Below are 24,704 nucleotides of genomic sequence, written 5' to 3'. Positions count from 1 at the left end.
TCGCCTGACGAACCAACGGGGGGAGAGAGAAACCATGCCGATCCGCGCGATCGTCCTGGACATCGGCGGGGTCCTGGAGCTGACTCCGGACACCGGCGTCGTGAAGCGCTGGGAAGCGGAGTTCGGACCGGGCTGGGTCGAGCGCGTCGACGAGGTCTTCCTCGCCGGCGAGCTCGGCCACATCACCCTCGACGAGGTCCACGAACAGGCCGCCGCCGCCCTCGGGGTGCCGGTGGCACGCTTCGAGGCCTACATGGAGGACACCTGGGTCGAATACCTGGGGACCTACAACGCCGAGATGGCCGAGTATTGGCGCGCCCGCCGCGCCGAGGGCTACGCGACCGCGATCATCAGCAACAGCTTCGTCGGCGCGCGCGAGCGCGAAGAGGAGGCGTACCGGTTCAGCGAGCTGACGGACCTGATCGTGTACTCCCATGAGGTCGGCCTCAAGAAGCCGGATGCGGCCATCTACGAGCTCTGCCTGGACCGGCTCGGCCTGCCGGCGCGGGAGATCGTCTTCGTTGACGACTACGAGCCGAACTGCGTGGCCGCCCGCGACCTCGGTATGGCCGCGGTGCTCTTCGAGGACACCGCACAGGCCATCCGCGACCTCGACGCGGTGCTGGCAAGAGCCTGAATTCCGCCGCGCACCGATGACTTCGGGGCCGCCGGATCGTCTGTACAGGCATGAGTGAGCTCAAGCCCCTGCGGGCCAAGAACCTGTCCCTGCCCAAGTACGGACTCGCCCAGCTGGACTGGGAAGAGGTTGAGCACGCGGTCGCCGCCGCGGTGGCCGGCCCCGGCCGCTCCTGGTACCTGACCACGCTGAACCCCGACGGCTCCCCGCACACCACCGGCTTCGGCCACAGCTGGCTCGACGGCGCCGTCCACTTCACCACGGACCCGGGCGTCCGCAAGACCCGCAACCTGGTGGCCGACCCCCGCTGCACCGTCGTGGCCCCGCTGGAGGGCTTCGACGTGACCTTCGACGGCGAGGCGCGCCGGGCCGGGGACCCGGCGGTGGTCCGGGCCGTCGCCGAGAAGTACGCGGCCGCCGGATGGCCCTGCCAGGCGGAGGGCGACGTGATCACCGCGCCCTTCAGCGCGCCGAGTGCCGGGCCGGGACCGTGGCAGGTCTACCGGATCGACGTGGCCTCCGCGGTGGCGCTGAAGACCACCGGGGACGGCGGCGCGACCAAGTGGTGGTTCCGGTAGGCCTGCGGGCCGCAGCGGCCTCCAGAAGCCGCTCGCACCGACCCCAGCGCACCCTCACGGCGTCGTCTGCTCCCCCTGCTTCGCCGACAGCGCCAGCACATCCGCCGGCACCGGCGTGTCCTGCCGCATCGCCGTGAACAGCTCCTGCGCCAGCGGCGCCAGCTGCACCCGGTTCGGATCCGGCTGGTACCACTGCCACGGCACCGTGAGGTAGGTGATCTGCTGCCGCGGCACCTCCTTCAGGTCCGAGGCGAAGTCCGCCAGTGCCGGCAGCGAGCCGAGCGCGGGGTCGGTGGTCAGCGCCTTGGTGGCGGCGTCCAGCACCTTGTAGAGCTTCGCCGGGTCGTCCAGCGTCCCGTTGTCCGCCAGGGTCTGGAGTGCGGAGTTCAGGAACTGCTGCTGGCGGCTCATCCGGCCGATATCCGAGCCGTCGCCGAGGTTGTGGCGGGCGCGGACGAAGGCCAGCGCCTGCTCGCCGTCCACGACCGTGGTGCCGGCCGGCAGGTTCAGGTGCGAGTCGGGGTCGTTGACCGGCTGGTCCAGGTGGACCGGCACGCCGCCGATGGCATCGATGATCTTCTTGAAGCCGGTGAAGTCGACGACCAGGACGTGGTCGACCGTCAGGCCGCTGATCGACTCGACGGTCTTCACCGTGCAGGCCGGCCCGCCGATCGAGAAGGCCGCGTTGAACATCCCGAACTGCGGCTGGGACTGCGCGCCGTCGGACTCGGTGCAGGCGGGCGTCTGCACCATCGAGTCGCGCGGGATCGAGGCCACCGTCGCGCTCTTCCGGTCCGCGGCCACGTGCAGCAGCATCGTGGTGTCCGACCGGGCCCCGGAGTTGGCGTCGCCGTACTGCGCGTTCGACCCGTCCCGGTCGTCGGAGCCGATCAGCAGGACGTTCATCGAGCCGGGGCTGCTGGAGGACGGGCTGCCGGGCGAGTGCTTCATGGTGTCCGCCGGGTCCGGCGGGCCGCCGGCGTGGATGTCGACGGTCCTGATGTTGTCGTTCAAACGGTTGTACAGGGTCCACAGTCCGGTCGTACCGGCGACGGCCAGGACGGCCAGCGAGGCCGCGCAGATCAGGACGACTCTCCGGCGCGGCATCGAGCCGCTGTCCGCCTGGCCACTGGTCCGGTCGTCCATGATGGGACGAGACTATGTCATCTTCATACTTACTTCGTCCCGAGATGTCCTGCCGATGCGACATCTGTGCGATCTGTGCGAACCGAACAAAAGTGCGCCGGGGCGGTGACCCGCCCCGGCGCACTTTCGCTGGTCGAACGCAGCGTTGGCGGACCTCAGCCGGTCCCGGCGCCGTAGCCCTCGGTGATGCCCGAGCAGATGTCCTGGTCGGCCGTCCGAGAGTTGTTCGCGATGTCGGTCGGCAGCGTCCCGGCCGGGGTCGTCGAGCTGCCGGAGGTGGAGCCCGAGGTGGGCGCGCCGGTGTTCCCGCCGGCGCCGCCGCCCTTCGGGTGGGCCGCGGCGTAGTCGTCGCCGAGCGTCACCACGATCTGCGTCCCGGAGCCGCCGGACTCGACCTTGGCGCCCGGGTACAGCGTGGCGAGCTGCTTGGCCTTGGCCTCCTCGCGCGAGCTGCCGTAGACGATCGTGGTCACGGCGGTGTGCGGCGGGGTGGTGTGGCTGGTCACCGCGTTGTAGCCCTGCGCCTGCAGCGAGGTCGTCGCGTCGCCGGCCAGGCCGGTGACCGTGGTGCCGTTGCGCACCAGGACCGAGATGGTCGACGGCGAGATCGACGGGGCCGGCGGTGCCGAGGTGGTCGGCGGGGCCGAGGACGTCGAGGCCGGCGAGGACGGCGCGCCCGAGGCGCCGGAGCCGTTGCTGCCGTCCAGCAGGGTGTCGCTCTTGAGGTGGTTCCAGATCACGCCGGCGGCCACCGGGTCCATCTCCACCCGGCCGTCCTGGGTGCGGTAGTGGCCCGGCAGGGTCAGGAACTGGATGTGCGCGGGGTCGATCCCCTTCATCGACGTGGCGAAGCCCGACAGCGCGGTCAGGCTGCCCAGGCCCGGGTCGAACTGCGCGTACTTCAGCGCGTCGTTGAAGATGGCGCTGAGCGTCGTGGGGTCGTTCATGACCCCGTCGCTCTCCACCTTCTTGATCATCGAGCCCAGGAACGCCTGCTGGCGCCGGGTCCGGCCGATGTCCGAGCCGTCGCCCAGGCCCTCGCGCTCGCGCACGTAGTCCAGCGCGGTCTGGCCCTTCACCGTCTGGATGCCCTTTTTCAGCGTGATGTTGTCGCCGCCGGCGTCACTGACGTCCTTGGGTACGCAGACCTGCACGCCGCCGATGTCGTCGGTGAGCTTGGCGAAGGCCGCGAAGCCGACGACGACCGTGTGGTCGACGCGGATCCCGGACATCGACTCTATGGTGTTGATCTCGCAGGCCACGTTGCCGTTCGGGGTGTTGCCGACCGCGAACGCCGCGTTGAACTGGTTCTGCTGCGGCCTGGTCTGGCCCTTGCTGGGGTTCTTCGGGTCGATGTCGCACGCCGGCATGTTGACCATCATGTCGCGCGGTATCGAGATGCCCACGGCGTGCTGGTGGTCGGCGTAGACGTGCAGCAGGATCGAGGTGTCCGAGCGGGCCCCGTCGCCGGTCGCGCCGCCGCCGAAGGCGTTGTTGCCGTTGTCGCGGCTGTCGGAGCCGACCAGCAGGATGTTCTCGGGGCGCTGGCCCTGGGCGTTGGCCTTGGCCTCGGCCGGCCGGTTGGTTGACAGGCCCGAGGTGTCGAACGTGTTGATGCTGCCGTTGAAGTGCTGGTAGGTGAAGGCGCCCGCGCCTATCACCGTGACCGCCAGCGAGGCCGCGGAGATCGTGATGACGCCCTTGGGGGCCAGGCGTCCGCGTCCGCCGGCGGGTATGGCCGCGCCGCGTCCGGTCCGCCCGCCGCGCCCGCTGCGGCCGCCGGATTCGAGTTCGCCGTCGGCCCCGCCGTCCTGCTCGTAGCGGTAGCCGCCGCGCCCGCGGGGCGGGCCGGGGGTGTCGTCGCCGTAACCGTCGGCGCCGCCGCCCCGAGGGGTCGGGGCCGGTGCCGGGGCCGGTGCCGGGCCGCGGGCAGCGCGCCGTGGCGGAGGGACGTCGCGGCCGTCACCGTGCGCGTCGTACGCGTCGCCGTAACCGCCGGACGACTGCCGGCCGCCGCCTGCCCGCTCCCACGGGAGTGGCTCGTTCCGCTCGCCTGCCACACCATCTCCTCATGCCTGGGTCCGCGGTGGTGCGGCCCGGTTCGCCACCGCGGATGCTTCACCGCGCGAAGACGTTACTCGACAGGAAGCACGCCGAGAGTGCCCTCAGCGGTTCCACTCTCGCCGCCACCGCCTCCGGACAGGGACGCGACCCGCGCGTTCACCTTCTCCGAAGCCATGCGCCCCGGGAGTCTCGCCGGGTCGACATTCCGGCACAGTACCAAGGAAGCGCCCACGGCGAGCTCGGATGTGAAAGCCGCGCGGATCTCCGGCCGTGAATCATAGGCGCAACCGCTGAGAACCCGGCTGCCGGTGCGCAGGCCCCAGCGTGCCGCCGCCTCGGCCGCGTCCCGCACCAGTTCCCCGTGGGTCCAGCTGTTCCCGTCGGCGACCAGGGCCGGGCTGTCGGCGGTGACGGGGGAGTACGGAGCGAACACGTCCGGCTGCGCCGGGGCGACCGCGGCATAGTCGGTGAAACCTTGAGGAACGTTGGGGAACCGCGCGCCCAGCGGCCGCAGCGCCAGCGCGATCCGCTCGCCCTTGCACGCCAGCGCCTCCTCCAGCCGGTCGGGGCCGGCGACCACGGCCGCGGCGCGCTCGGCGGCCGCCGAGTCCTCACCGACGCTGGCCACCACGCCGGCGGTCCAGCAGGCCAGCAGCCAGATCGGGGTCTGCCAGTGCGTCGGCAGCAGGATCGCGACCTCGTCGCCGGGAGCCAGGGCCATCTCGTCCTGGATCAGGTTGGCGGTCTTGGCGACCCAGTTGTCGAACGTGGCGTAGGACAGCTCCACCCGCTCGCCGGTGTGGTCGTCGTAGTACGTCAGGAACGGCCGGGACGGGCCCATGGCGAGCGCGGCTCGCCACACGTCCGGGAAACTACTGTTCGCTGCGGTCACGCCGAGAGGATACGGGGGAAACAGGCTGCTGTTGCGCAAGCACGTCGGTCAAGGACCGTTTATGCTGGCCCGCACGGCGTGCCGGGTGTGCACAGCCATGCGCGGTGTTCGTAGAGCACGGCGCGCTGAGAGAACTGGTGAGGGGACACGAGCGTGACCGAAGCGATCCTTTTGGTGGGTGGCAAGGGCACACGCCTGCGTCCGCTGACGGTGAACACCCCCAAGCCGATGCTTCCGGTGGCGGGTGTCCCATTCCTGACCCACCAGCTGGTCCGCGCCAAGGACGCCGGGGTCCACCGCGTGGTGTTCGCCACCGCGTACAAGGCCGAGGTCTTCGAGCAGTACTTCGGCGACGGCGCCGACCTGGGCCTGGAACTGGTCTACGTGACCGAGGACGTGCCGCTGGACACCGCCGGCGCCATCCGGAACGTGGCCGACAAGCTCACCAGCGACCCGGACGAGCCGGTCCTGGTGTTCAACGGCGACATCCTGTCCGGCGTGGACATCGCCGCGCTGGTCGAGGCGCACCGCGAGCGCGGCGCCGACGTCACGCTGCACCTGTCCCGGGTGACCGACCCGCGCCCCTTCGGCCTGGTCCCCACCGACGCCGAGGGCTGGGTGACGGCCTTCCTGGAGAAGCCGCAGCGCCCCGAGGACATCGTCACCGACCAGATCAACGCCGGCTGCTACGTCTTCCAGCGCTCCCGCATCGACGAGATCCCCGTCGGCCGCCGGGTCTCGGTGGAGCGCGAGACCTTCCCGGGCCTGCTCAGCGCCGGCGCGAAGGTGCTCGGCGTGGTCGAGCAGTCCTACTGGCTGGACCTGGGCACGCCGGCGGCGTTCGCCAAGGGCTCGGCCGACCTGGTGATGGGCGTCGTGACCTCCTCCGCGGTGCCCACCCCGGCCGAGCGCGGCACCACCGAGGCCCTGATCCTGGCCGGCGCGCGGATCGCCGACGACGCGGTGGCCGACGCCGGCACCACCGTCGGCTCCGGCGCGGTGATCGAGTCCGGCGCCCGCGTGAGCGCCTCGGTCCTGGAGGCCGGCGCGGTGATCGGCGCCGGCGCACAGGTGACGTGCTCGATCATCGGTGCCGGCGTGCGGGTCGGCGCGAACACGGTGCTGGACAACGTGGTGATCGGCGACGGCGCGGTGATCGGCGCGGACAACGAGCTGCGGGCCGGCGCGCGCGTCTGGTGCGGGGCGGTGCTGCCGGACAAGGCTGTGCGGTTCTCCAGCGACGAATAGGACGCCGGTGGCAGACTCTCCTGCGCGATGACGGAGAACACGGAGAACCAGGACAACGCGGGCGGCGACACCTGGGCAGGCGGCGACATCCGGGCAGTGTGGGCCGCCCGCAAGGGCCGCAGCGGCGGCGCCGCCTTCGAACGGCGCCGTACGGCCCCGGCCCGGCGCCCCGCCGTCCCGGCAGCGCGCCAGGCACCGGCGGCGCCGCCCGAGTCCTCCGAGCCCCCCGAGCCGCCCGCGGAGCCCGAGGCCCGCGCCACCGTCGTCGTCGACCCGGGCTACGACCTCACCATGACGGTGACCGCTCTGCGGCGCGGTTCGGGCGACCCCACCTTCCGCCGCGCTGCGGACAACTCGCTGTGGCTCGGCTGTCGCACTCCGTCCGGCGAGCCGGGAACCCTGCGGCTGTGCCGGGTGACCACCGAGACCGTCGACGCCGAGGCCTGGGGCCCCGGCGCGCCGTGGCTTCTCAAGACGCTGCCCGATCTGCTCGGACTCTGTGACACCGAAGAGGTGCGCGCGGAGTTCGCCGAACTCGTGGCGTCGCAAGGCAATCCACAGCTGATCCAGTCGCTGCGCCGCAACCGTGGCTTCCGCGTGATGCGCAGCGGCCGGGTCTGGGACTCGCTGGTGCCGGCGGTGCTGGAGCAGCGGGTGACCGTGCAGGAGGCGCACCGCGCGTACCAACTGTTGGTGCGGCGCTATGGGATTCCCGCTCCGGGGGCCCCTGCGGACGTCCGCTTATGCGTTTCGCCCTCACCCCGGGAATGGGCTCTGATCCCGTCCTGGGAGTGGCACCGAGCCGGGGTGGACGGCAAGCGCTCCCGGGCCGTCCTGGGAGCCGCCCGCGTCGCCGCCCGCTTGGAGGAGACCGTGGGGATGGAGCGCGATGAGGCGGCGCGCCGCATCCGCACAGTGCCCGGCATCGGGGTCTGGACGGCCGCCGAAGTGATGCACCGCGCGCACGGCGACGCGGACGCGGTCTCCGTGGGCGACCTCCATCTGCCGCGCATCGTGTGCGGTGCTCTGGGGGAACCACGCATGACGTGGAACGACGACCGCATGCTGGAGCTCCTGGAGCCCTATCGCGGTCACCGCTATCGCGTCAGCGCTCTTCTGTATCGCTGATAGGGAGCCCGATGTGGTGCGCCACCAGACGCGCCAGCATGTCTTTCAGCGCCCTGCGCTCGTCGGGTGACAGCGGGGCCAGCAGTTGCTCCTGCGCGGTGTCCAGGTGCCCGTCCAACTCGCCGAGGAACCTCTCGCCCTGCGCGGTGATCCGCACCAGGTTGCGCCGTCGGTCCGCCGGGTCTGGCGCGCGGTCCAGGAACCCGCGCCCTTCCAGGTCCGTCACCGCCGCGGTGACGTCGCTGCGGTCCAGGCCGATGCGGCGTCCGAGGTCCGCCTGGCTGGTCGCGCCGGTCTCGGCGAGCGCCGCCAGCAGCGGGTAGTACGACCGGCTCGGCACGCCGGTGGCGTGCATCCGCTCGCTGATCAGCCGGTGGCCCTGGTTGGAGGTCTGGCCCAACAGCCAGATCACGCGGCTTTGCAGGCGGGCGGGGGCGCCGAGCGGATCCATGGCCGCAGCCTACTTCGCGCCGACCGGTTGACATAAGTCGTTGGTCGAGCCAACATTGGTCATGCCAACAAAACGTTGGCCGAGCCAACGATTGGTTGATGGGGAGACGACGATGACCGGCTACGACATCCAGACCCTCGCGGACCGCGCGGAGATCACCGACCTGTTCGTGAACCTGGGCCGCTGCCTGGACGAGCACGACTTCGACGGGCTGAAGGAGATCCTGACCGAGGACGTCGTGGGGACGACGCCCGGCGGGACGAAGGAAGGGCGCGAGGCGCTGATCGAGCAGGCGCGCGCGAACCACGAGGGCTACGAGCGCCTGGCGCACCAGTTCAACAGCATCCTGGTGAACGTCCAAGGCGACACCGCCACAGTCCGTGCGTACGTGTCCGGCTCGTTCGGGCATACCGACAGCCCCGCCCCGGTGCGCATCATCGTCGGGCAGTACCGCAACAAGCTGGTGCGGACCGCGGAGGGCTGGCGGATCAACGAGCTGATCGTCGAGCCGAAGTTCCGGGTGGGGGAGCCGGCTCCGGCGCTGTGAGGGTCAGCGCACAGCGATGAAGTCCTCGGGATCCCGCGGAGCTGCCGCAGCCGGCGCCTCCGCGGGTTTCCCTATAGCGATGATTCCCAGCGGTTCCCATCCGTCGGGAAGCGCTAAGAGCTCCCTGACTGAGTCGGGGTCCGCATTGGTCCACGCAGAACCGATGCCGTCGGCCGCGAGGGTCACCAGGAAGTTCTCCACAGCGGCGCCGAGCGACGCCGTGAGGAACTCCGTACTCGCAGATGCTGTAGTGAGGTAGCAGGGGACGACCAGATAGGGCGCGGCCTCAAGAACAGAGTCGGCCAGCGCACTGGCGAACGCTTTACGCCCGGTCTCGGACTCCACCAGAACGAACCGCCACGGTGCCGCCTCGTCCTCGGAATCGGAACCGGAACCGGAACCGGAACCGGAAGCAGTAGCAGTCACAGGCGCGGGAGCGGTCACAGCCGCGGCCACGGCGCGCCGCACCGTCTCCCCGGGCACCGGGTCCGAGGCGAACCACCGCGTCGTCCGGCGCCGCAGCACTCCCTCGCGCATCGCCTCCGTGGTTCCCAGCGAGAACATGTCGTTCTCCGCGGACCGGATCAGCGGCCGCACCCCGGGTCCCGGCTCGGCGGTCACCAGCTCGCCCAGCCCGCGGATCAGCGCGACCGGCACGCCGTCGGCCTTGCCCTTCACCACCTCGCCGGCGCCGGCCAGCTCGTCGACCGTGGCCGCGGCCGTCACCTGCAGCTGGTTGCCGAAGGCGTCCGTCGTCCCGCGGTGGTCCAGGAGCGCGTCGAGGTGGGCGCAACCCAGGGCCACGTCGGTCTGGCCCTCCCGCCACGGCCGCCCGAAGGTGTCGGTGACGATCACGCCCACCGAGACGCCGAACCGGTCCCGCAGGGCGGAGGCGATATCCCGCGCCGAGCCGTCGGGGTCCTCCGGCAGCAGCAGCACGGTGCCGGCCGGGGTGTTGGAGGCGTCCACGCCGGCCGCGGCCATCACGAAGCCGTGCCGGGTCTGCACGATCCGCGTCGGCCCGCGGCGCGCGACCAGGCGCACCATCTCGGCGTCGATCGCGGCCTCGCGGTCCTCGGCCCGGACCACCCGGCCCTCGGCCTTGGACAGGATCTTGGAGGTGACGCACAGGATGTCGCCGTCCCGCAGGCCCAGCCCGGAGGCGGTGACCGCGGCGCCGATCAGCGCCGCCACGTCGTCGCCGGGTCCGACCTCGGGGATGCCGCCGACGGCGTGGACCGTGTAGGAACTCCAGGCCATCGGTCAGCGCCGGTTCGAGGAGATCTCGGCGGCCAGGTCCAGCGCCGCCTGCGCCATCGCCTGCGTGGCCTCCGGCGAGGACATCATCAGCGGGACCGCGCGGCAGGCGATGCCGGCCGCCTCGACCTCGGCGACCGCCGCGGTGTCGGCGTCCGCGTCGACCAGCCAGCCGTCCAGCAGGTCCGCGCCGTAGTGCCGGGCGACGGCCGCCGCCGACACCTGCACGCCGACCGCGGCCAGCACCTTGTCCGCCATGCCGCGCACCGGGCCGCCGCCGACGATCGGCGACAGGCCCACCACCGGGGCCGCCGCGCCGGCCACGGCCTCCCGGATGCCGGGGATCGCCAGGATGGTGCCGACCGAGACCACCGGGTTGGACGGCGGCAGCACGATCACGTCCGCCTCGGAGATCGCCTCCAGCACGCCCGGCGCCGGCTTGGCGTTCTCCACGCCGACCGAGACGACGGCCCGCGCGTCGGGCGCGTGCATCCGGACCCAGTACTCCTGGAAGTGGACCGCGCGGCGCCCGCCCGGGGCCTCGGCGTCGTCGACCACGACGTGCGTCTCGACCCGCTCGTCGGTGGAGGGCAGCAGCCGCACCGGGAGCTCCCAGCGGGTGCACAGGGCCTCGGTGACCGCCGACAGCGGGTAGCCGGCGCCGAGCATCTGCGAGCGCACCAGGTGGGTGGCGATGTCCTTGTCGCCGAGGGTGAACCAGTCCGGGCCCACGCCGTAGGCCTTCAGCTCGTCGGCCACCCCGAACGTCTCGTCGACGCGGCCCCAGCCCTGCCCCTCGTGGATCCCGCCGCCGAGGGTGTACATGACGGTGTCCAGGTCCGGACAGATCCGCAGGCCGTGCATGGTCATGTCGTCGCCGACGTTGCCGATCACGGTGACGTCGGCTTCCGGGGCGGCCGCGAGCAGGCCGCGGAGGAACCGGGCTCCGCCGACACCTCCGGCAAGGGCTGTGATGCGCATGCAAACAGTATTTCAGGAGGCGAAGCGCTGCCGGGCTGCGTCCCACCGCAGCCCGGCGGCCGCCAGCCCGTCGGCGCGCGCGGCGGCCGCGAGATCGGCGATCGTCACCGTGGGCTCGGGGACCACGATGTCCGGGTGCGGGGTGGCGCCGAGGAACAGCGCGACGAGGTCCGGCGCGAGCGCGTCGTGGGAGAACGTGAGGCCGGCGGTCGTCGCCGTCGGGGAAGCCTGGTCCGGCATGGGGGAAAACTCCGCAAGGACGTCCGGCCTCCGACGGGCCGGGCAACGGTCGGGTCTGTGGGTTCGGTCAGCTGTGACAGCGACAGCGACAACACAGACCGCGACAGGACTCCATGGCGTCCATCGCGGTGCGCGCAGCGGTGACCTGCGCCGCGACGGGGTTCAGGCCCCGGCGGCTCTCGGCGGTCACGATGCGTGCGTTCATGATGCCCCCACCCCATCCGGCGAGGGGTGCCGCTGTCAAGCGGCGTCCGCATGGTGGGGGCGCGTATTAGCTCCAACAGGTGAATCGCATGGTCGCTACCAGATCCCGGCTTGACGGCCCGGTAATGACGCGCGTGTAATTTCAAACGTGTCGTGATGATCTCCGCACGGGGAGTGATCTTCTTCCGTGCGGACAAGGTAGGGCCAGGAGGCGTTGCGGTGGCCGAGGCCGCGGAGAACACAGAGGGCGCGGAAGAGGCTTGTCACGCCGAGGTGTACCGCATTTACCCGCTCCACAACGGGGTCGACGAGGACCGCGGTTGGCAGTCCCGCGCCCTGTGCGCGCAGACCGACCCCGAGTCCTTCTTCCCGGAGAAGGGCGGGTCGACCCGGGAGGCGAAGAAGATCTGCCTCAACTGCGAGGTCAAGGCCGAGTGCCTGTCCTACGCGCTGTCCAACGACGAGCGCTTCGGGATCTGGGGCGGGCTGTCCGAGCGGGAGCGCAGACGGCTCAAGCGCGCTGCGGTGTGACCAGCGGTATGACAGGCGGCAGGGCGAGCAGCAGGCAGATTCGCGCGATACCGGTATGACCGGTTCGCCCGGATTCCGGTGGCCGCGGGACCGGCTGAAGAGAACTCGATGAGGACTCTTCAGTGAGTGCTCTGCGGCCCTCTTTCCTTGCCCGGGAACGCAATTCGGGCATAACGGCATAGCCGGTCAGCATCGTCGGACCCTCGCGTATGGTGGACCCTCAGTCCGCCCCCGAGCGGGGGATTCCTCCAGACCGGAGCCGGTGCCAGCGCAGTATGTCCCAGTACCCAGATTCCGGATATCGGACCGGCGGCCTGGCCGCCACCGGCCAGTACCCCGCCGGGGCCTACGGCGCCCAGCCCGGCGGGACCGGGCAGTTCGCCGTCGCCGACGTCGAGGCCCGCCGCCGTGCCGCCGCCGAGGCGGCGGTCAACGCCTTCCCGAACCACGTGGTCACCGCGGTCATCGTCTCCCACGACGGTGCCCGCTGGCTGGACGACTCGCTCAAGGGCCTGCTCGGGCAGCTGCGCGCGCCCCAGCGGATCCTGGCCGTGGACACCGGGTCCAAGGACGACTCCCTGGCCGTCCTGGACGAGAACCTCGGTCCGGAGGCGGTGCTGCAGACCAAGCGCAACACCGGCTTCGGCACCGCCGTGAACCACGCGCTCAAGGCCGCCCCGGTGGCCGACTTCGACCTCTACGGCCGCGGCGACGGCCCGGTTGTGGAGTGGCTGTGGCTGCTGCACGACGACTCCGAGCCCGCCCCCGACGCCCTGCTGCGGCTGCTGGAGGTGGGGGACCGCAACCCCGCCGCCGGCGTCATCGGCCCCAAGATCCGCGGCTGGGTCGACCGCGAGCAGCTGCTCGAGGTCGGCGTCACGGTCACCGCCGACGGCCGCCGCTGGACCGGCCTGGAGGACGGCGAGCACGACCAGGGCCAGCACGCCGAGCCGACCCCGGTGCTCTCGGTGTCCAGCGCCGGCATGCTCATCCGGCGCGAGGTCTGGGACCGGCTGCGCGGCTTCGACCGCGCCATCCCGATGTTCCGGGACGACCTGGACTTCTGCTGGCGCGCGAACAACGCCGGCTACGAGGTGCTCACCGCGCCCAAGGCGGTGCTCTGGCACGCTGAGGCGGCCGCCCGCGGCGAGCGGCGGATCAGCGCCGGCGTCTCGCGGCCGCACTTCGAGGACCGCCAGCACGCGCTGTACGCGGTCACCGTCAACCACGCCGGCCGCTTCCCGATACTGACGTTCCTGCGCCTGTTCTTCTGGTCGCTGCTGCGCGCGATCGGCCTGGTGCTCAACAAGGCCCCGCTGATGGCCGCGGACGAGGTCCTGGCCGCCCTGGCGTACGCCGGCCGCCTGGACCGCATCGTGCGCGCCCGGCGTGCGCGGGCGCGCACGCGGGCGCAGAGCCCGGTGGACCTCTCCGGACTGTTCCCCTCGCGGCTGCAGGTCTTCCGCCACACCTTCGAGGACGCCTTCGAGGGCTTCCGGTCCCGGAACCAGCGCGAGGACGAGGCCACCGGCGGCTCGATCGAGAGCGGCCCGGTCTCCGAGGAGGCCGAGTCCTTCGACTCCGGGACGCCCTGGCTGATCCGCGCGGTCCGGATGCCCGGCAACTTCGTGTGGCTGGCCCTGACCGTCGTGATGATGGTGTCCGCCCGGAACCTGCTGACCGGCGGCCGCCTGATGGGCGGCGTGCTGCTGCCGGCGCCCAACGGGGCCTCCGACCTCTGGCACGACTTCCTGGCTCCCTGGCACGGCGTGGCCACCGGCTCCACCTCCCCGGCGCCGCCGTATCTGGCGGTCGTGGCCCTGGTCGGCACCCTGCTGTTCGGTCACGCCAGCCTGGCGGTGACGGTCCTGCTGCTCGGTTCCGTGCCGCTGTCCGGACTGACCGCTTACGCGGTGCTCAAGCGCACCGTCTCCTCCAGTGCCATGCGGGTCTGGGGAGCCGCCGCCTACGCGCTGCTGCCCGCGGTGACCGGAGCGATCTCCGGCGGCCGGCTGGGCTCGGCGGTCGGCATCACGCTGCTGCCTCTGGTGGCTTCCGGAGTGCTGCTCGCCATAGGGGGACCGGGGCGTAAGGGCTCTGTGCGCGCCGCCTGGCCGGCCGCGTTCGCGATCGCCGTCGCCATGGCGTTCGCCCCGATCATCTGGGTGCTGGCCGTGGCGCTCGCCGCCGGCGCCACGCTGACCGTGTTCTGGCGCTCCACCGCGGACTTCGCCACCGTGCTGGTCCGGCTGGCGATCCTGCTGGTGACGCCGATCGCGGTGCTCATGCCGTGGTCGCTGCAGCTGGTGAAGCACCCGGCGGCGTTCCTGCTGGAGCCCGGCCTGGCGCCGGTTCCCGGTACACAGCCGGACCCCACGCACCTGCTGCTGGCCAACCCCGGCGGTCCGGGCACCTACACGTACTGGTTCACCGGCGGCCTGTTCCTGGCGGGCCTGGCCAGCCTGCTGCGCAGCGGTCCGCGCCGCCGCCTGAGCTTCGCCGGCTGGACACTGGCGCTGGCCGGCTTCGCCGCCGGCCTGCTGGCGCTCCAGGTGCACCCGACCGGCCTGGCCGGCGGCCTGCCGCAGCAGCCCTGGAGCGGCGTGCCGACCGCGGCGATCGGCTTCGGCCTGATCGTGGCCGCGGTGATCGGCGCCGAGGGCGCGCGCGACTACTTCCATGCCTCGCAGGTCAGCTGGCGCCAGCCGGCCGCGCTGGTGGTGACGCTGGCCGCGGTCGCCACCCCGGTCGCCGCGGCGGCCTGGTGGGTCACCCACGGCGTCGCGGGGCCCGTCCAGCGCGCCACCGCGGACTTCCGCCCGGCCGTGGTCTCGGTGCAGTCCCAGATGCCCGACCAGCCGCGGGCCCTGATCCTGGGCTCCGGCGCGCAGACCGTGATCGGCTACGGCATCGTCCGGGACAACGGCGCCAGCCTCGGCGACGCCGACTACCAGGTCCCGGCGGCCGACGCCGCGCGGATCAACACCCTGGTCGGCGGCCTGCTCTCGGACTCCGGCGGCGGCGAGCTGCAGGGGCTGGCCTCGCTGGGCGTCCGCTACGTGGTGGGCATGAAGACCCTGGCCCCGGACTACGTCCACATCCTGGACGCGACCCCCGGCCTGGACCGGCAGTCGCAGATCCAGGGCGTCAACCTCTGGATGATCTCCAACCCGGCCTCCCGGCTCTCGCTGCGCGGCCCCGGCACCACCGACCCCAAGGCGCTGCAGCAGACCAGCGCCGACGAGCGCACCGTGAAGGCGACCGTGGCCGCCGGCCAGGACGGCCGCCAGCTGGTGCTCGCCGAGGACGCGGACAGCAACTGGTCGGCGCGGATGAACGGGGCCGACCTGCCGCGGGTCACGGTCGACGGCTGGGCGCAGGGCTTCCTGCTGCCGGCCGCCGGCGGCACGGTGACGGTCTCCTACTCGGACATGTCACGCACCGTGTGGCTGGTCGCCGAGGGCCTGATCTTCCTTTTCGCGCTGATCATGGCGCTGCCGACCGGCGGCCGTGCGGAGAACCGGGGCGCGGCCGCGGAGGCCGACGAGTACGTCCCGCCGAGCCTGCCCGGCCAGCACAGCCGCGAGCAGGAGCCCGAGCCCGAGCCGGAACCCGTGGTTCAGGCCGAGGCGGACTATCCCTCGTATCAGAACGAATACGAGGGCGGGCACGACCAGTACCAGTACCAGCAGGAGCAGTACCCGCAAGAGCAGCAGTACCAGCAGGAGCAGTACCCGCAAGAGCAGCAGTACCAGCAGGAGCAGTATCCCCAAGAGCAGTACCAGCAGGAGCAATACCCCCAAGAGCAGTACCAGCAAGGGCAGTACGCGCAACAGGATCCGTACGCACAGCAGTACCAACAGGATCCGTACGCACAGCAGCCCGACGCATATGCGCAGCAGCAGCCGGATCCCTATGCGCAGCAGCACCCTGAAGCGTACGAGTACGGCGGCCACGAGTACGGCGCCGCCGAATACAGCGGCGAGTACGAGAACCCCGAAGCCTACGGCGGCTACCTGCGCCCCGGCACCGGCGAATACGAGCGCCCCGACTTCGAGACCGACGACTACCGGCAGGGAGGCCACCGATGAGCCGGCCGACCCGTCCCGCGCGCCCCGGCGCCGGCGACCGCCCGCAGCGCCCCGTGCGCCCGACCGGCTCCGCCGGAGCCGGCCCGTCCGGCGCCCCCCGGGGCCGCGCCCTGGCCAAGACCCGCACCTCGCCGATCTCCACCTTCGGGGCCCTCGGCGTGGTCGCGGTGGTCCTGCTGGCCGGCCTCGGCTACGGCTTCTCGACCCGGAACCAGGACAAGTCCGCGATCAGCGAGCAGACCTCGCGCACCCTGCCGATCGGCAGCGCCACGTCGGTCTGCCAGGGTGAGATCGGCGCCCCGCCGGACACCTCGACGACCTTCACGGCGTTCACGCCCTCCGGCAACGCCGCCACCGCGACCGACGGTGCCGGTGCGCAGTACGTCGACGGCAAACCCTTCGCCTCGATGAAGATCGGGACCCCCGGTGCCCGCTCGACCTCCCCGGCGATCACGCAGTTCAACAGCATCAGCGACGCCGCCGGCCTGCCGAGCTCGGTGCCGCTGGTCTTCCAGGCCACCGGCTCCTACGCCCCCGGCTTCACCTCCGACGAGGTGATCCGCAGCGACAGCGGCCTGCAGCGCGGCATGGCCGCCACGCCGTGCACGGCCCCGAGCACCGACTTCTGGTTCGCCGGGGTCTCGGTGGGCACCGCCGACCGTGACTCCTACCTGTACCTGGCGAACACCGACAGCGCCCCGGCGACCGTCAACCTGACGTTCTTCGGCCAGGACGGCAAGATCGACACCGGCACGGTCGGCCACGACATCACCGTGCTGCCCAAGGCCTCGGACTCGATCCTGCTCAGCACCGTGCTGGGCACCGCCGCGCAGTCCAGCGCGGTGGCCAGCGTGCACGTCACGACAACCGAGGGCCGGGTCGCGGCCCAGGTGCTGGACATCGACAAGCCGCAGCAGAGCGACGTCAAGACCGGCCGGGGCCTGGACTTCATCCCGGCCCAGACGCCGGCCGAGGCCGCCCAGACGACGCAGACCATCCCGGGCATCCCCGCTCCGGGGGACGCCCTGACGAAGTTCGACCTCGTCATCACCGCGACCAGCGACGTGCCGGTCAGCATCGACCACGTCTACTGGTACGGCAAGAGCGGCAGGTTCGAGCTGTCGGGGCAGACCCAGGACCCGGGCAAGGGCTACACCAAGCGCGACAGCCCCTTGAACATCGACCCGGGCAAGACGGTCATACTGAACATGCTCCCCGACGACCGGGACAAGACCGAGTCGGCGGCGCTGCAGATCGTCGGCAGCGGCGGCTCGTTCGTCAGCGGCGTCCGGCTGGTCGAGTCCGACCAGAAGAGCAACACGCTGGACACCGCCTACCTGGCCCCGACCCCGCCGGTCGCCAACCAGGCGATCGTCGCCGACAGCAACGTCGGCGGCGCGGCCAAGAGCACGCTGATCCTGACCAGCACCGGGACCAAGGGGTCGACGGTCCAGGTCACGACCATCGGCGCGGACGGCAAGGCCGCCGTGGACTCGGTGCAGATCCCGGCGAACAGCACGGTCGCCTACACGCCGAAGGCCACGGCCTGGTTCACCACGGTCGTCCAGCCCCAGCCGGGGTCCGATCCGGTGTACGGCGCCCGCATCCTGTCGGACCTGCCGGGCAAGGGGGGCATGCAGGTCACCGCGGAGGTGCTGCAGGACGCGCGGTTGTCGGCGGCGGTGCCGCCGGTCGCGCCCGACCTGTCTGGTGCGGTCGCACGCTGAGACGGCATATATAAGGAACTACTCCTTATATATAGGGAAAAGCGGACGGCTGACTTGTCAGTCGTCCGCGTCCCGTCCCTCGTCCACTTCGTCGGGCTCCATGCCGAGCATCTCAGCGACCTGCTCCACGACCACTTCGTAGACCAGGTCCGCCAGCTCCGGCCGCCCGGCCGCCCGGGCCTCCACCGGCCGCCGGTACACCACGATCCGCACCGGCTCGCCGGGACGGTCGGCGATCACCCGGCCCAGGGGTACGGCCTCGTCGCTCCAGTTCTCGGTGTCGGCCGGCGGGACCTCCTCCACCGCCAGCTCCACCTCGGCCAGCCGCGGCCAGCGGCGCTCCAGACGCTCCACGGCGTCCAGGACCAGCTCGTCGAACTGCTCCGCGCGCGTCAAGGCCAGCGGGACCTGCGGAGGGGCCAGCGGGCCGCGCAGGCCACGCCCCCGCCGGTCACGCGTGTGTTTCCGGCGGCGCGGCTCCTGACCGGCCCCCGACCTGATCGAGGCAGTGATGGGCACGCGTCGAGCGTAACCGGCGATCCGTCCCTCGGCGACAGTCATTCCCGGCGTGTCGTGCCGGCTACGCCGTGACCTCGGCTTTCGCCGCCGTGGCGGCTCAGAGCCGGTTCAGTGCTCGGGATCGGGCAGGGCGCGCAGGTGTCCCCGGGCGCGCGAGAGAACCGCACCGTCCCCGTCGTCCCCGCGTTCCCCTCGGGCCCCGCGCTCCCCACGCGGCCCGCGAGCGGCTTCCCGTACCGCGTTGGCCAGGGCTTCCAGATCGTCCGACGAGGGCTGGGAGGGTCCCGGGTCGGGCGCGGTCAACCGCAGCACGGCCCACCCCCGCGGGGCGGTCAGCCGGGTCGAGTGCTCGGCGCACAGGTCGTAGCTGTGCGGCTCGATGTAGGCGGCCAAAGGGCCGAGGACGGCGGTGGAGTCCGCGTACACGTACGTGAGCGTCGCGACGGCCGGACGGCTACACGCGGTTCGCGAACATCTGCGGGCTGGGCTCACTTGGTGGAGATTAGCGCTTGCCGGCGCGGATGGAACACTGGCACGCCCTACGTCCTCATTCGGGTCGTCCGGGTGGGTCCTCCCGCGACCGTCGCACCACCGCGACCGGCCGCCCGGGATAGGCTCGACGCCGCAAGCAGCCGCACGTACGAGACCAGAACCGAAGGCGGGAGCCAGTGGCCGGGCACGACTTGTCACAGATCGTCAAGGCATACGACGTACGAGGGGTCGTACCGGACCAGCTCGACGAGACCGACACCGAGGCGCTGGGCGCGGCGTTCGCCGATTTCGTCGGCGCCCCCTCCGTGGTCGTCGGGCACGACATGCGCCCCAGCTCCCCGGACCTGGCCGCGGCCTTCGCCCGCGGCGCCGCCTCCCGGGGTGTGGACGTGGTGGAGATCGGCCTGGCCTCCACCGACCTGCTCTACTTCGCCTCCGGCGCCCTGGACATGCCCGGCGCGATGTTCACGGCGAGCCACAACCCGGCCAAGTACAACGGCATCAAGATGTGCAAGGCCGGTGCGGCGCCGGTCGGCCAGGAGTCCGGCCTGGTGGAGATCCGGCAGGCCGCGCAGGCGATCATCGACGGCACGCCCCTGCCGCCGGCGGACAAGACCGGCACGGTCACGCAGCGCGCGATGCTCGACGACTACGCCGCGTACCTCAACAAGCTGGTGGACCTGTCGGCGATCCGTCCGCTGAAGGTGGTCGTCGACGCGGCCAACGGCATGGGCGGCTACACGGTCCCCACGGTCTTCGCGGGCCTGCCGTTGGAGGTCTTCGACCTCTACTTCGAGCTCGACGGCACCTTCCCGAACCACGAGGCCAACCCGCTGGACCCGAAGAACCTGGTCGACCTCCAGCGTGCGGTGGTCGAGCACGGGGCCGACCTGGGCCTGGCCTTCGACGGCGACGCCGACCGCTGCTTCGTGGTCGACGAGCGCGGCGAGCCGGTCTCGCCGTCCACGATCACCGCCCTGGTCGCGGCCCGCGAACTGGCCAAGCACCCCGGCGCCACGATCATCCACAACCTGATCACCTCCGCGGCGGTGCCCGAGATCGTGCGCGAGCACGGCGGCGTGCCGGTCCGCACCCGGGTCGGACACTCCTTCATCAAGCAGGAGATGGCCAAGACCGGCGCGGTCTTCGGCGGCGAGCACTCGGCGCACTACTACTTCCAGGACTTCTGGAAGGCCGACACCGGCATGCTGGCCGCGATGCACGTGCTGGCCGCGCTCGGCGGGCAGCAGGCCCCGCTGTCGGAGCTGGCCGCGGACTACACCCGCTACGCGGCCTCCGGCGAGATCAACAGCGAGGTCGCCGACCAGGCCGGCCGCGCGGCCGCGGTCCGGGCGGCGTTCGAGAGCCGGCCCGGCGTCACCGTGGACGAGCTCGACGGGCTCACCGTCACCGGCGAGGACTGGTGGTTCAACGTGCGGCCGTCGAACACCGAGCCGCTGCTGCGCCTGAACATCGAGGCCGCCGACGACGGCGCGGTGGCCGCGCTGCGCGACGAGGTACTCGGCATCATCCGCGCCTGAGCGTCCGGCGCCCGGCGCCGACCACCCCACCACCGACCCGATTGGAGCCCTCCCGTGATCGAGCCCTCCCTGCTGGAGATCCTTGCCTGCCCGAAGTGCCACGCGCCGCTGCGCGAGGAGGAGTCGGCCTCGGCGCTGGCGTGCACCAACTCGGAGTGCGCGCTGGTGTACCCGGTCCGCGACGGCATCCCGGTCCTGCTGATCGACGAGGCCAGCAAGGCTGCGTGAGCTGTAGGGCCCGCGAACCGCTACATTCATAAACGCAACGTCAGCCGACGAAACAGGAGAAACGCCGTGAGCGTCCTCACTCCGAGCGACTACAAGGTCGCTGACCTGTCCCTGGCCGAATTCGGCCGCAAGGAGATCACCCTGGCCGAGCACGAGATGCCCGGCCTGATGGCGATCCGCGCCGAGTACGCGGAAGCGCAGCCGCTGCGCGGGGCGCGCATCTCGGGCTCGCTGCACATGACGGTGCAGACCGCGGTCCTCATCGAGACCCTCGCGGCGCTCGGCGCCGAGGTGCGCTGGGCCTCCTGCAACATCTTCTCCACCCAGGATCACGCCGCGGCGGCGATCGTGGTCGGCCAGGGCACGCCGGACGCTCCGGCCGGCGTCCCGGTCTTCGCCTGGAAGGGCGAGACGCTGGAGGAGTACTGGTGGTGCACGGACAAGATGCTGCGCTGGCCGGACTCCGGCGACGGCAACACCGGTCCGAACATGATCCTGGACGACGGCGGCGACGCCACGATGCTGGTCCACAAGGGCACCGAGTTCGAGAAGGCCGGCGCGGTGCCGGCGGACTCGGCCGGCGACAGCGAGGAGTGGCAGGTCTTCCTGGCGCTGCTGCGCCGCTCGCTGAGCGAGGACGGCAACCGCTGGACCGCCATCGGCGAGCGCATCAAGGGCGTCACCGAGGAGACCACCACCGGCGTGCACCGGCTGTACGAGATGGCCAAGGAGGGCTCGCTGCTCTTCCCGGCGATCAACGTCAACGACTCGGTCACCAAGAGCAAGTTCGACAACAAGTACGGCTGCCGCCACTCGCTGGTCGACGGTATCAACCGCGCCACCGACGTGCTGATCGGCGGCAAGGTCGCGGTCGTGTGCGGCTACGGCGACGTGGGCAAGGGCTGCGCGGAGTCGCTGCGCGGCCAGGGCGCCCGGGTGATCATCACCGAGGTCGATCCGATCTGCGCCCTGCAGGCGGCGATGGACGGCTTCCAGGTGGCGACGCTCCAGGACGTGGTCGGCATCGGGGACATCTTCGTCACCGCGACCGGCAACAAGGACATCATCATGGCCGCCGACATGGCCGCGATGAAGCACCAGGCGATCGTCGGCAACATCGGCCACTTCGACAACGAGATCGACATGGCCGGCCTGGCCAAGATCCCGGGCATCGACAAGGTCGAGGTCAAGCCGCAGGTCCACACCTGGAAGTTCCCCGACGGCAAGACGATCATCGTCCTGTCCGAGGGCCGGCTGCTGAACCTGGGCAACGCCACCGGCCACCCCAGCTTCGTGATGTCGAACTCGTTCACCAACCAGGTGATCGCGCAGATCGAGCTGTTCACGAAGACCGCGGACTACCCGATCGGCGTCTACGTGCTGCCCAAGCACCTGGACGAGAAGGTGGCGCGTCTGCACCTGGACGCGCTCGGCGTGCGGCTGACGAAGCTGTCGCCGGAGCAGGCCGCTTACATCGGCGTGGCGGTCGAGGGACCGTACAAGCCGGAGCACTACCGGTACTGAGATACGCGTTCGAGGCCCGGCTCCGCTTAGCGGAGCCGGGCCTCGGCGTTTTAAGGGCTGTGCGCGTAGGCGTGGCTTGAAGCGGCTTGAAGCGGCTAGACCGGCGGCTTGAACCCGTCGACGCGGTCCTCGGCTTCTGCTTGAGCGGCCGGCTCGGGCACGCTGTCCGGTACCCGGTCCTGCACCTGCGGAGCCACCGGCATCGTCGGCAGCTGCCCGCCTCCCGCAGCCCCCTGCCATGCGGGCGGAGCCGCCGTTTCCGCGTAGACCGGAGTCTGACCGGGACCCCGCGCCCACGCTTCCCACTGCGCCCGCTCCACGGACCGCATCTGCCGTACCCGCCGCTCGGCGGTGATCGCCGCCAGGTAGGCCCACGGCGGCGTCCCGGCCGGGGGGAGCGCGACGTACCGCATGACTTCGGTCGCCAACTCGTGCCCCATGCGCGCGGCGACGTCCGTCCGCATCTCGTTCATGCGGGTCAGGTACTGGCGCGCGGACAGGGCGACGTCGTCCGGCAGCGCGGACAGGTCCAACTGTTGGGCCCAGCCGAGCAATGGATACGGCATCGCCAGCGCCGCCATCCCGGGGGCGCTCACGCCGGCGTCGGGGGCCCGGTCGCGGACGACGACCGTCCCGGCCAGCCAGTCGCCGGTGCGGCGGCCCTGCTTGGAACAGAACGAGGTGACCACCGCCAGCACACCGACGGTGGCGTACAAGTCGAAGATCCCTGTGAGCGCGCGGACCAGAGCGTGCCGGAACCGCACGGGGCCGCCGTCGGTCCGCACGACGCGCAGCCCCAGCGCCATCTTGCCCAGGGTGCGGCCGCGGGTCACCGTCTCCAGCAGCGCCGGATACCCGACCACCACCGCGACCGTCATGACGATCATCAGGCCGGCCATCACGGCGTCGTCGACAGTGCCGGCCGATGCCACGATGCCGAGCACCGCGGCGAGCACGCCCAGCAGGCCGGCCTGGACGAGCAGGTCCAGGAGCCGGGCCAGCGCCCGGCTCGGCAGCTTGGCGAGCCGGAGATCCAGGGCCACGCCCTCGCCGATGACCAGATCGCTCAAGGTCGTTGTCTCCACTCCGGGCCGCTGACGTTGTTGCGGCAACCGTAGACCGCTCATACCGTGGGCGCACAGTTTCTCACTGGAGAGTTCTCACAGAGGCGGGGCTTGCGACGTGGACATCGACGCATACGCGGCGGCGCATCGTGGGGAGTGGTCCCGTCTCGCGCAGTTGTCGAACCGGAGCCGCGCTCTGGACGGCGCCGAAGCGGACGAACTGGTGGCGCTCTACCAGAACGTCGCCACGCACTTGTCTGTAGTGAGGTCCGTGGCGCCGGACGCTGTAGTGGTCGGCCATCTGTCGTCCCTCTTGGCGACAGCTCGCGGTGCCATCGCCGGGCCGCGGGTTCCGGCGTGGAGAGAGTTCCTGTACTTCTTCACGGACGGCTTTCCCGCTGCGCTCTATAGAGCGCGACGCTGGTGGATCGCCACTGCGGTGGTGTCACTGGTCGCCGCGTTCTTCATGGGCTGGTACATCGCGGTGAATCCCCGGGTACAGGGGGAGTTGGCTTCTCCCGATCTCGTGAACGGGGTCTTCCGCCCCGGCGGTCAGTTCGAGACGTACTACACGGAGTTCAGTCCGGGCTCGTTCGGCTTCAAGGTATGGGTGAACAACGCCTGGGTGTCCGCGCTGGCTTTGTTCGGGGGAGTGACTCTGGTCTTCCCCTTCGTCGCCATGTACATGAACACGGCGAACCTGGCCGTCGACGGCGGCTTCATGGCGGCGCACGGCCGCTTCGGCACATTCCTGTCGCTCGTGGCCCCGCACGGAATGCTGGAACTCAGCGCGGTCTTCGTGGCCGGCGGTTGCGGAATGCGGATCGCGTGGACGCTCCTCTCGCCGGGGCCGCGGACCCGGGGTGAGGCGCTGGGGGAGCAGGGACGGGTCCTCGGGACGATGGCGCTGGGACTGGCATGTGTGCTGTTGGTGTCCGGCTCGATCGAGGGGTTCGTGACCGGGCACACATCCGCGCCGGTGCGCCTGACGATCGGCTTCACGGCCGAGACGCTGTTCCTCGTGTACGTGTTCTACGTCGGCCGCAGGGCCGCGCTACGCGGCGAGACAGGCGACGTGAGCAGGGCGGACAGGGCCGACGTGGTACCCACGAGGGCTTAGTCTCCCGGTCGCCGTCCGATCAGCGAACCGATGGTTTCAGCCCTCTGAGTGATGGGTAGACACCGCCGATTGGGATGCGGCCTCAGACGTGTGCCATACTTACGGAGTTCCCCTCCATGAACCGGCAACGGCCTTCGGGTTGACACGCCTGTTCGGGGAACGTAAGTTGGACGGGTTGCTGTCAAGCGGGAGTGGCGGGCGAGAGCCCAAAGAAACCATGCTAGAGTAACCAAGCCGCCGGGGCAAGGGTTCGAAAAAGAATCCCGAACCGGCAATCGCAATAAAGCGAATAGCTGAAATTGCGAAGAACGCAGAGGATCTGCTAAGATCTAAAGCGAAGCAAGACAAAAGAAAAACAGCAAGACCTGACAACGCCGGGTCGCAGCCGATCGGAACGAAAGTTCTGAGACGAGTGGTTCGGGCGTCTGTTTCTTGAGAACTCAACAGTGTGTGACGAATTGTGATGCCATGCGACCTCGGCACTGCGCCCGGTT

22 protein-coding genes are annotated in these 24,704 nt (G+C 71.0%); 12 read left to right on the top strand and 10 right to left on the bottom strand.

From position 1 onward, the window contains the following. Window positions 1-34 precede the first annotated feature (34 nt). Window positions 35-637 (top strand): HAD family hydrolase, encoded by a 603-nt coding sequence (locus ABIA35_RS47430; protein ID WP_370347452.1) that lies wholly within the window; start codon window positions 35-37, stop codon window positions 635-637. Window positions 638-687: 50 nt separating this feature from the next. Next, on the top strand, window positions 688-1,215 hold the full coding sequence (locus ABIA35_RS47425; RefSeq protein WP_370347450.1) for a pyridoxamine 5'-phosphate oxidase family protein: 528 nt from the start codon (window positions 688-690) through the stop codon (window positions 1,213-1,215). Between the two features lie 54 nt (window positions 1,216-1,269). Here ABIA35_RS47425 and ABIA35_RS47420 read toward each other — a convergent pair whose 3' ends face one another. The 3 genes from ABIA35_RS47420 to ABIA35_RS47410 all read right to left on the bottom strand — a co-directional run bounded on the left by ABIA35_RS47420 (window position 1,270) and on the right by ABIA35_RS47410 (window position 5,317). Further along, on the bottom strand, window positions 1,270-2,361 hold the full coding sequence (locus ABIA35_RS47420) for an LCP family protein (protein ID WP_370347448.1): 1,092 nt from the start codon (window positions 2,359-2,361) through the stop codon (window positions 1,270-1,272). A 155-nt stretch (window positions 2,362-2,516) separates the two neighbouring features. After that, on the bottom strand, window positions 2,517-4,421 hold the full coding sequence (locus ABIA35_RS47415; protein WP_370347446.1) for an LCP family protein: 1,905 nt from the start codon (window positions 4,419-4,421) through the stop codon (window positions 2,517-2,519). 74 nt (window positions 4,422-4,495) lie between these two features. Beyond that, a complete protein-coding gene (locus tag ABIA35_RS47410; protein WP_370362394.1) occupies window positions 4,496-5,317 on the bottom strand; it encodes a TIGR03089 family protein in 822 nt (273 codons plus the stop codon). A 153-nt stretch (window positions 5,318-5,470) separates the two neighbouring features. Between ABIA35_RS47410 and ABIA35_RS47405 the strand changes: the two genes are divergently transcribed. Together ABIA35_RS47405 and ABIA35_RS47400 are read left to right on the top strand one after the other, a co-directional pair. Further along, window positions 5,471-6,565: a sugar phosphate nucleotidyltransferase gene (locus ABIA35_RS47405; protein WP_370347442.1), complete on the top strand. Its 1,095-nt coding sequence runs from the start codon at window positions 5,471-5,473 to the stop codon at window positions 6,563-6,565. A 27-nt stretch (window positions 6,566-6,592) separates the two neighbouring features. Further along, window positions 6,593-7,693 carry a DNA-3-methyladenine glycosylase gene (locus ABIA35_RS47400; RefSeq protein ID WP_370362393.1) on the top strand — a complete coding sequence of 367 codons (1,101 nt, stop codon included), beginning with the start codon at window positions 6,593-6,595 and terminating at the stop codon, window positions 7,691-7,693. On the opposite strand, the gene ABIA35_RS47395 is transcribed toward ABIA35_RS47400, so the two are convergent. Further along, window positions 7,671-8,144: a MarR family winged helix-turn-helix transcriptional regulator gene (locus tag ABIA35_RS47395; RefSeq protein WP_370362392.1), complete on the bottom strand. Its 474-nt coding sequence runs from the start codon at window positions 8,142-8,144 to the stop codon at window positions 7,671-7,673. The genes ABIA35_RS47400 and ABIA35_RS47395 overlap by 23 nt on opposite strands. 112 nt (window positions 8,145-8,256) lie before the next feature. Between ABIA35_RS47395 and ABIA35_RS47390 the strand changes: the two genes are divergently transcribed. Then, complete coding sequence (locus tag ABIA35_RS47390; RefSeq protein WP_370347436.1) at window positions 8,257-8,691, top strand: nuclear transport factor 2 family protein; 435 nt, start codon at window positions 8,257-8,259, stop codon at window positions 8,689-8,691. A gap of 3 nt (window positions 8,692-8,694) precedes the next feature. Here ABIA35_RS47390 and ABIA35_RS47385 read toward each other — a convergent pair whose 3' ends face one another. From ABIA35_RS47385 to ABIA35_RS47375, 3 genes are read right to left on the bottom strand one after another with little or no spacing between them, the layout of a single operon-like run. Then, complete coding sequence (locus ABIA35_RS47385) at window positions 8,695-9,951, bottom strand: coenzyme F420-0:L-glutamate ligase (protein WP_370362391.1); 1,257 nt, start codon at window positions 9,949-9,951, stop codon at window positions 8,695-8,697. A gap of 3 nt (window positions 9,952-9,954) precedes the next feature. Then, on the bottom strand, window positions 9,955-10,929 hold the full coding sequence (gene cofD / locus ABIA35_RS47380; RefSeq protein ID WP_370347432.1) for a 2-phospho-L-lactate transferase: 975 nt from the start codon (window positions 10,927-10,929) through the stop codon (window positions 9,955-9,957). A 12-nt stretch (window positions 10,930-10,941) separates the two neighbouring features. Beyond that, window positions 10,942-11,169, bottom strand: coding sequence for a hypothetical protein (locus ABIA35_RS47375; RefSeq protein ID WP_370347430.1), 228 nt, complete (start codon window positions 11,167-11,169; stop codon window positions 10,942-10,944). Between the two features lie 477 nt (window positions 11,170-11,646). On the opposite strand from ABIA35_RS47375, the gene ABIA35_RS47370 reads away from it, so the two are divergent. The 3 genes from ABIA35_RS47370 to ABIA35_RS47360 all read left to right on the top strand — a co-directional run bounded on the left by ABIA35_RS47370 (window position 11,647) and on the right by ABIA35_RS47360 (window position 17,722). Then, window positions 11,647-11,904, top strand: coding sequence for a WhiB family transcriptional regulator (locus ABIA35_RS47370; protein ID WP_194915663.1), 258 nt, complete (start codon window positions 11,647-11,649; stop codon window positions 11,902-11,904). A 275-nt stretch (window positions 11,905-12,179) separates the two neighbouring features. Next, a complete protein-coding gene (locus ABIA35_RS47365; RefSeq protein WP_370362390.1) occupies window positions 12,180-15,995 on the top strand; it encodes a glycosyltransferase family 2 protein in 3,816 nt (1,271 codons plus the stop codon). Beyond that, on the top strand, window positions 15,992-17,722 hold the full coding sequence (locus tag ABIA35_RS47360) for a DUF5719 family protein (RefSeq protein ID WP_370347426.1): 1,731 nt from the start codon (window positions 15,992-15,994) through the stop codon (window positions 17,720-17,722). The genes ABIA35_RS47365 and ABIA35_RS47360 overlap by 4 nt, the downstream gene beginning before the upstream one ends. A gap of 57 nt (window positions 17,723-17,779) precedes the next feature. Here the strand turns inward: ABIA35_RS47360 and ABIA35_RS47355 are convergent, their stop codons facing one another. Together ABIA35_RS47355 and ABIA35_RS47350 are read right to left on the bottom strand one after the other, a co-directional pair. Then, window positions 17,780-18,283, bottom strand: coding sequence for a metallopeptidase family protein (locus tag ABIA35_RS47355; protein WP_370347424.1), 504 nt, complete (start codon window positions 18,281-18,283; stop codon window positions 17,780-17,782). A 66-nt stretch (window positions 18,284-18,349) separates the two neighbouring features. Further along, window positions 18,350-18,733 carry a DUF3499 domain-containing protein gene (locus ABIA35_RS47350; protein ID WP_370347422.1) on the bottom strand — a complete coding sequence of 128 codons (384 nt, stop codon included), beginning with the start codon at window positions 18,731-18,733 and terminating at the stop codon, window positions 18,350-18,352. A gap of 176 nt (window positions 18,734-18,909) precedes the next feature. Here ABIA35_RS47350 and ABIA35_RS47345 point away from each other — a divergent pair, with 176 nt between their 5' ends. From ABIA35_RS47345 to ahcY, 3 genes are all read left to right on the top strand, one after another. Further along, window positions 18,910-20,274 carry a phosphomannomutase/phosphoglucomutase gene (locus tag ABIA35_RS47345; protein WP_370347420.1) on the top strand — a complete coding sequence of 455 codons (1,365 nt, stop codon included), beginning with the start codon at window positions 18,910-18,912 and terminating at the stop codon, window positions 20,272-20,274. A gap of 54 nt (window positions 20,275-20,328) precedes the next feature. After that, the gene (locus ABIA35_RS47340) at window positions 20,329-20,502 is read left to right on the top strand and encodes a Trm112 family protein (protein ID WP_370347418.1); all 174 of its coding nucleotides are present in this window, start codon (window positions 20,329-20,331) and stop codon (window positions 20,500-20,502) included. 66 nt (window positions 20,503-20,568) lie between these two features. Then, window positions 20,569-22,026 carry an adenosylhomocysteinase gene (ahcY, locus tag ABIA35_RS47335; protein WP_370347416.1) on the top strand — a complete coding sequence of 486 codons (1,458 nt, stop codon included), beginning with the start codon at window positions 20,569-20,571 and terminating at the stop codon, window positions 22,024-22,026. A 95-nt stretch (window positions 22,027-22,121) separates the two neighbouring features. Here ahcY and ABIA35_RS47330 read toward each other — a convergent pair whose 3' ends face one another. Beyond that, window positions 22,122-23,096, bottom strand: a complete 975-nt coding sequence (locus ABIA35_RS47330) for an RDD family protein (RefSeq protein WP_370347414.1) — start codon at window positions 23,094-23,096, stop codon at window positions 22,122-22,124. 112 nt (window positions 23,097-23,208) lie between these two features. Between ABIA35_RS47330 and ABIA35_RS47325 the strand changes: the two genes are divergently transcribed. Next, entirely contained in the window at window positions 23,209-24,210 is a 1,002-nt protein-coding gene (locus tag ABIA35_RS47325) for a stage II sporulation protein M (protein WP_370347412.1), read from the top strand. Window positions 24,211-24,704 lie beyond the last annotated feature (494 nt).

Origin of the sequence: Catenulispora sp. MAP12-49, assembly GCF_041262705.1 — a bacterium.
Classification (GTDB): Bacteria; Actinomycetota; Actinomycetes; order Streptomycetales; family Catenulisporaceae; genus Catenulispora.
This window is presented reverse-complemented; position numbering and strand designations above follow the sequence as displayed.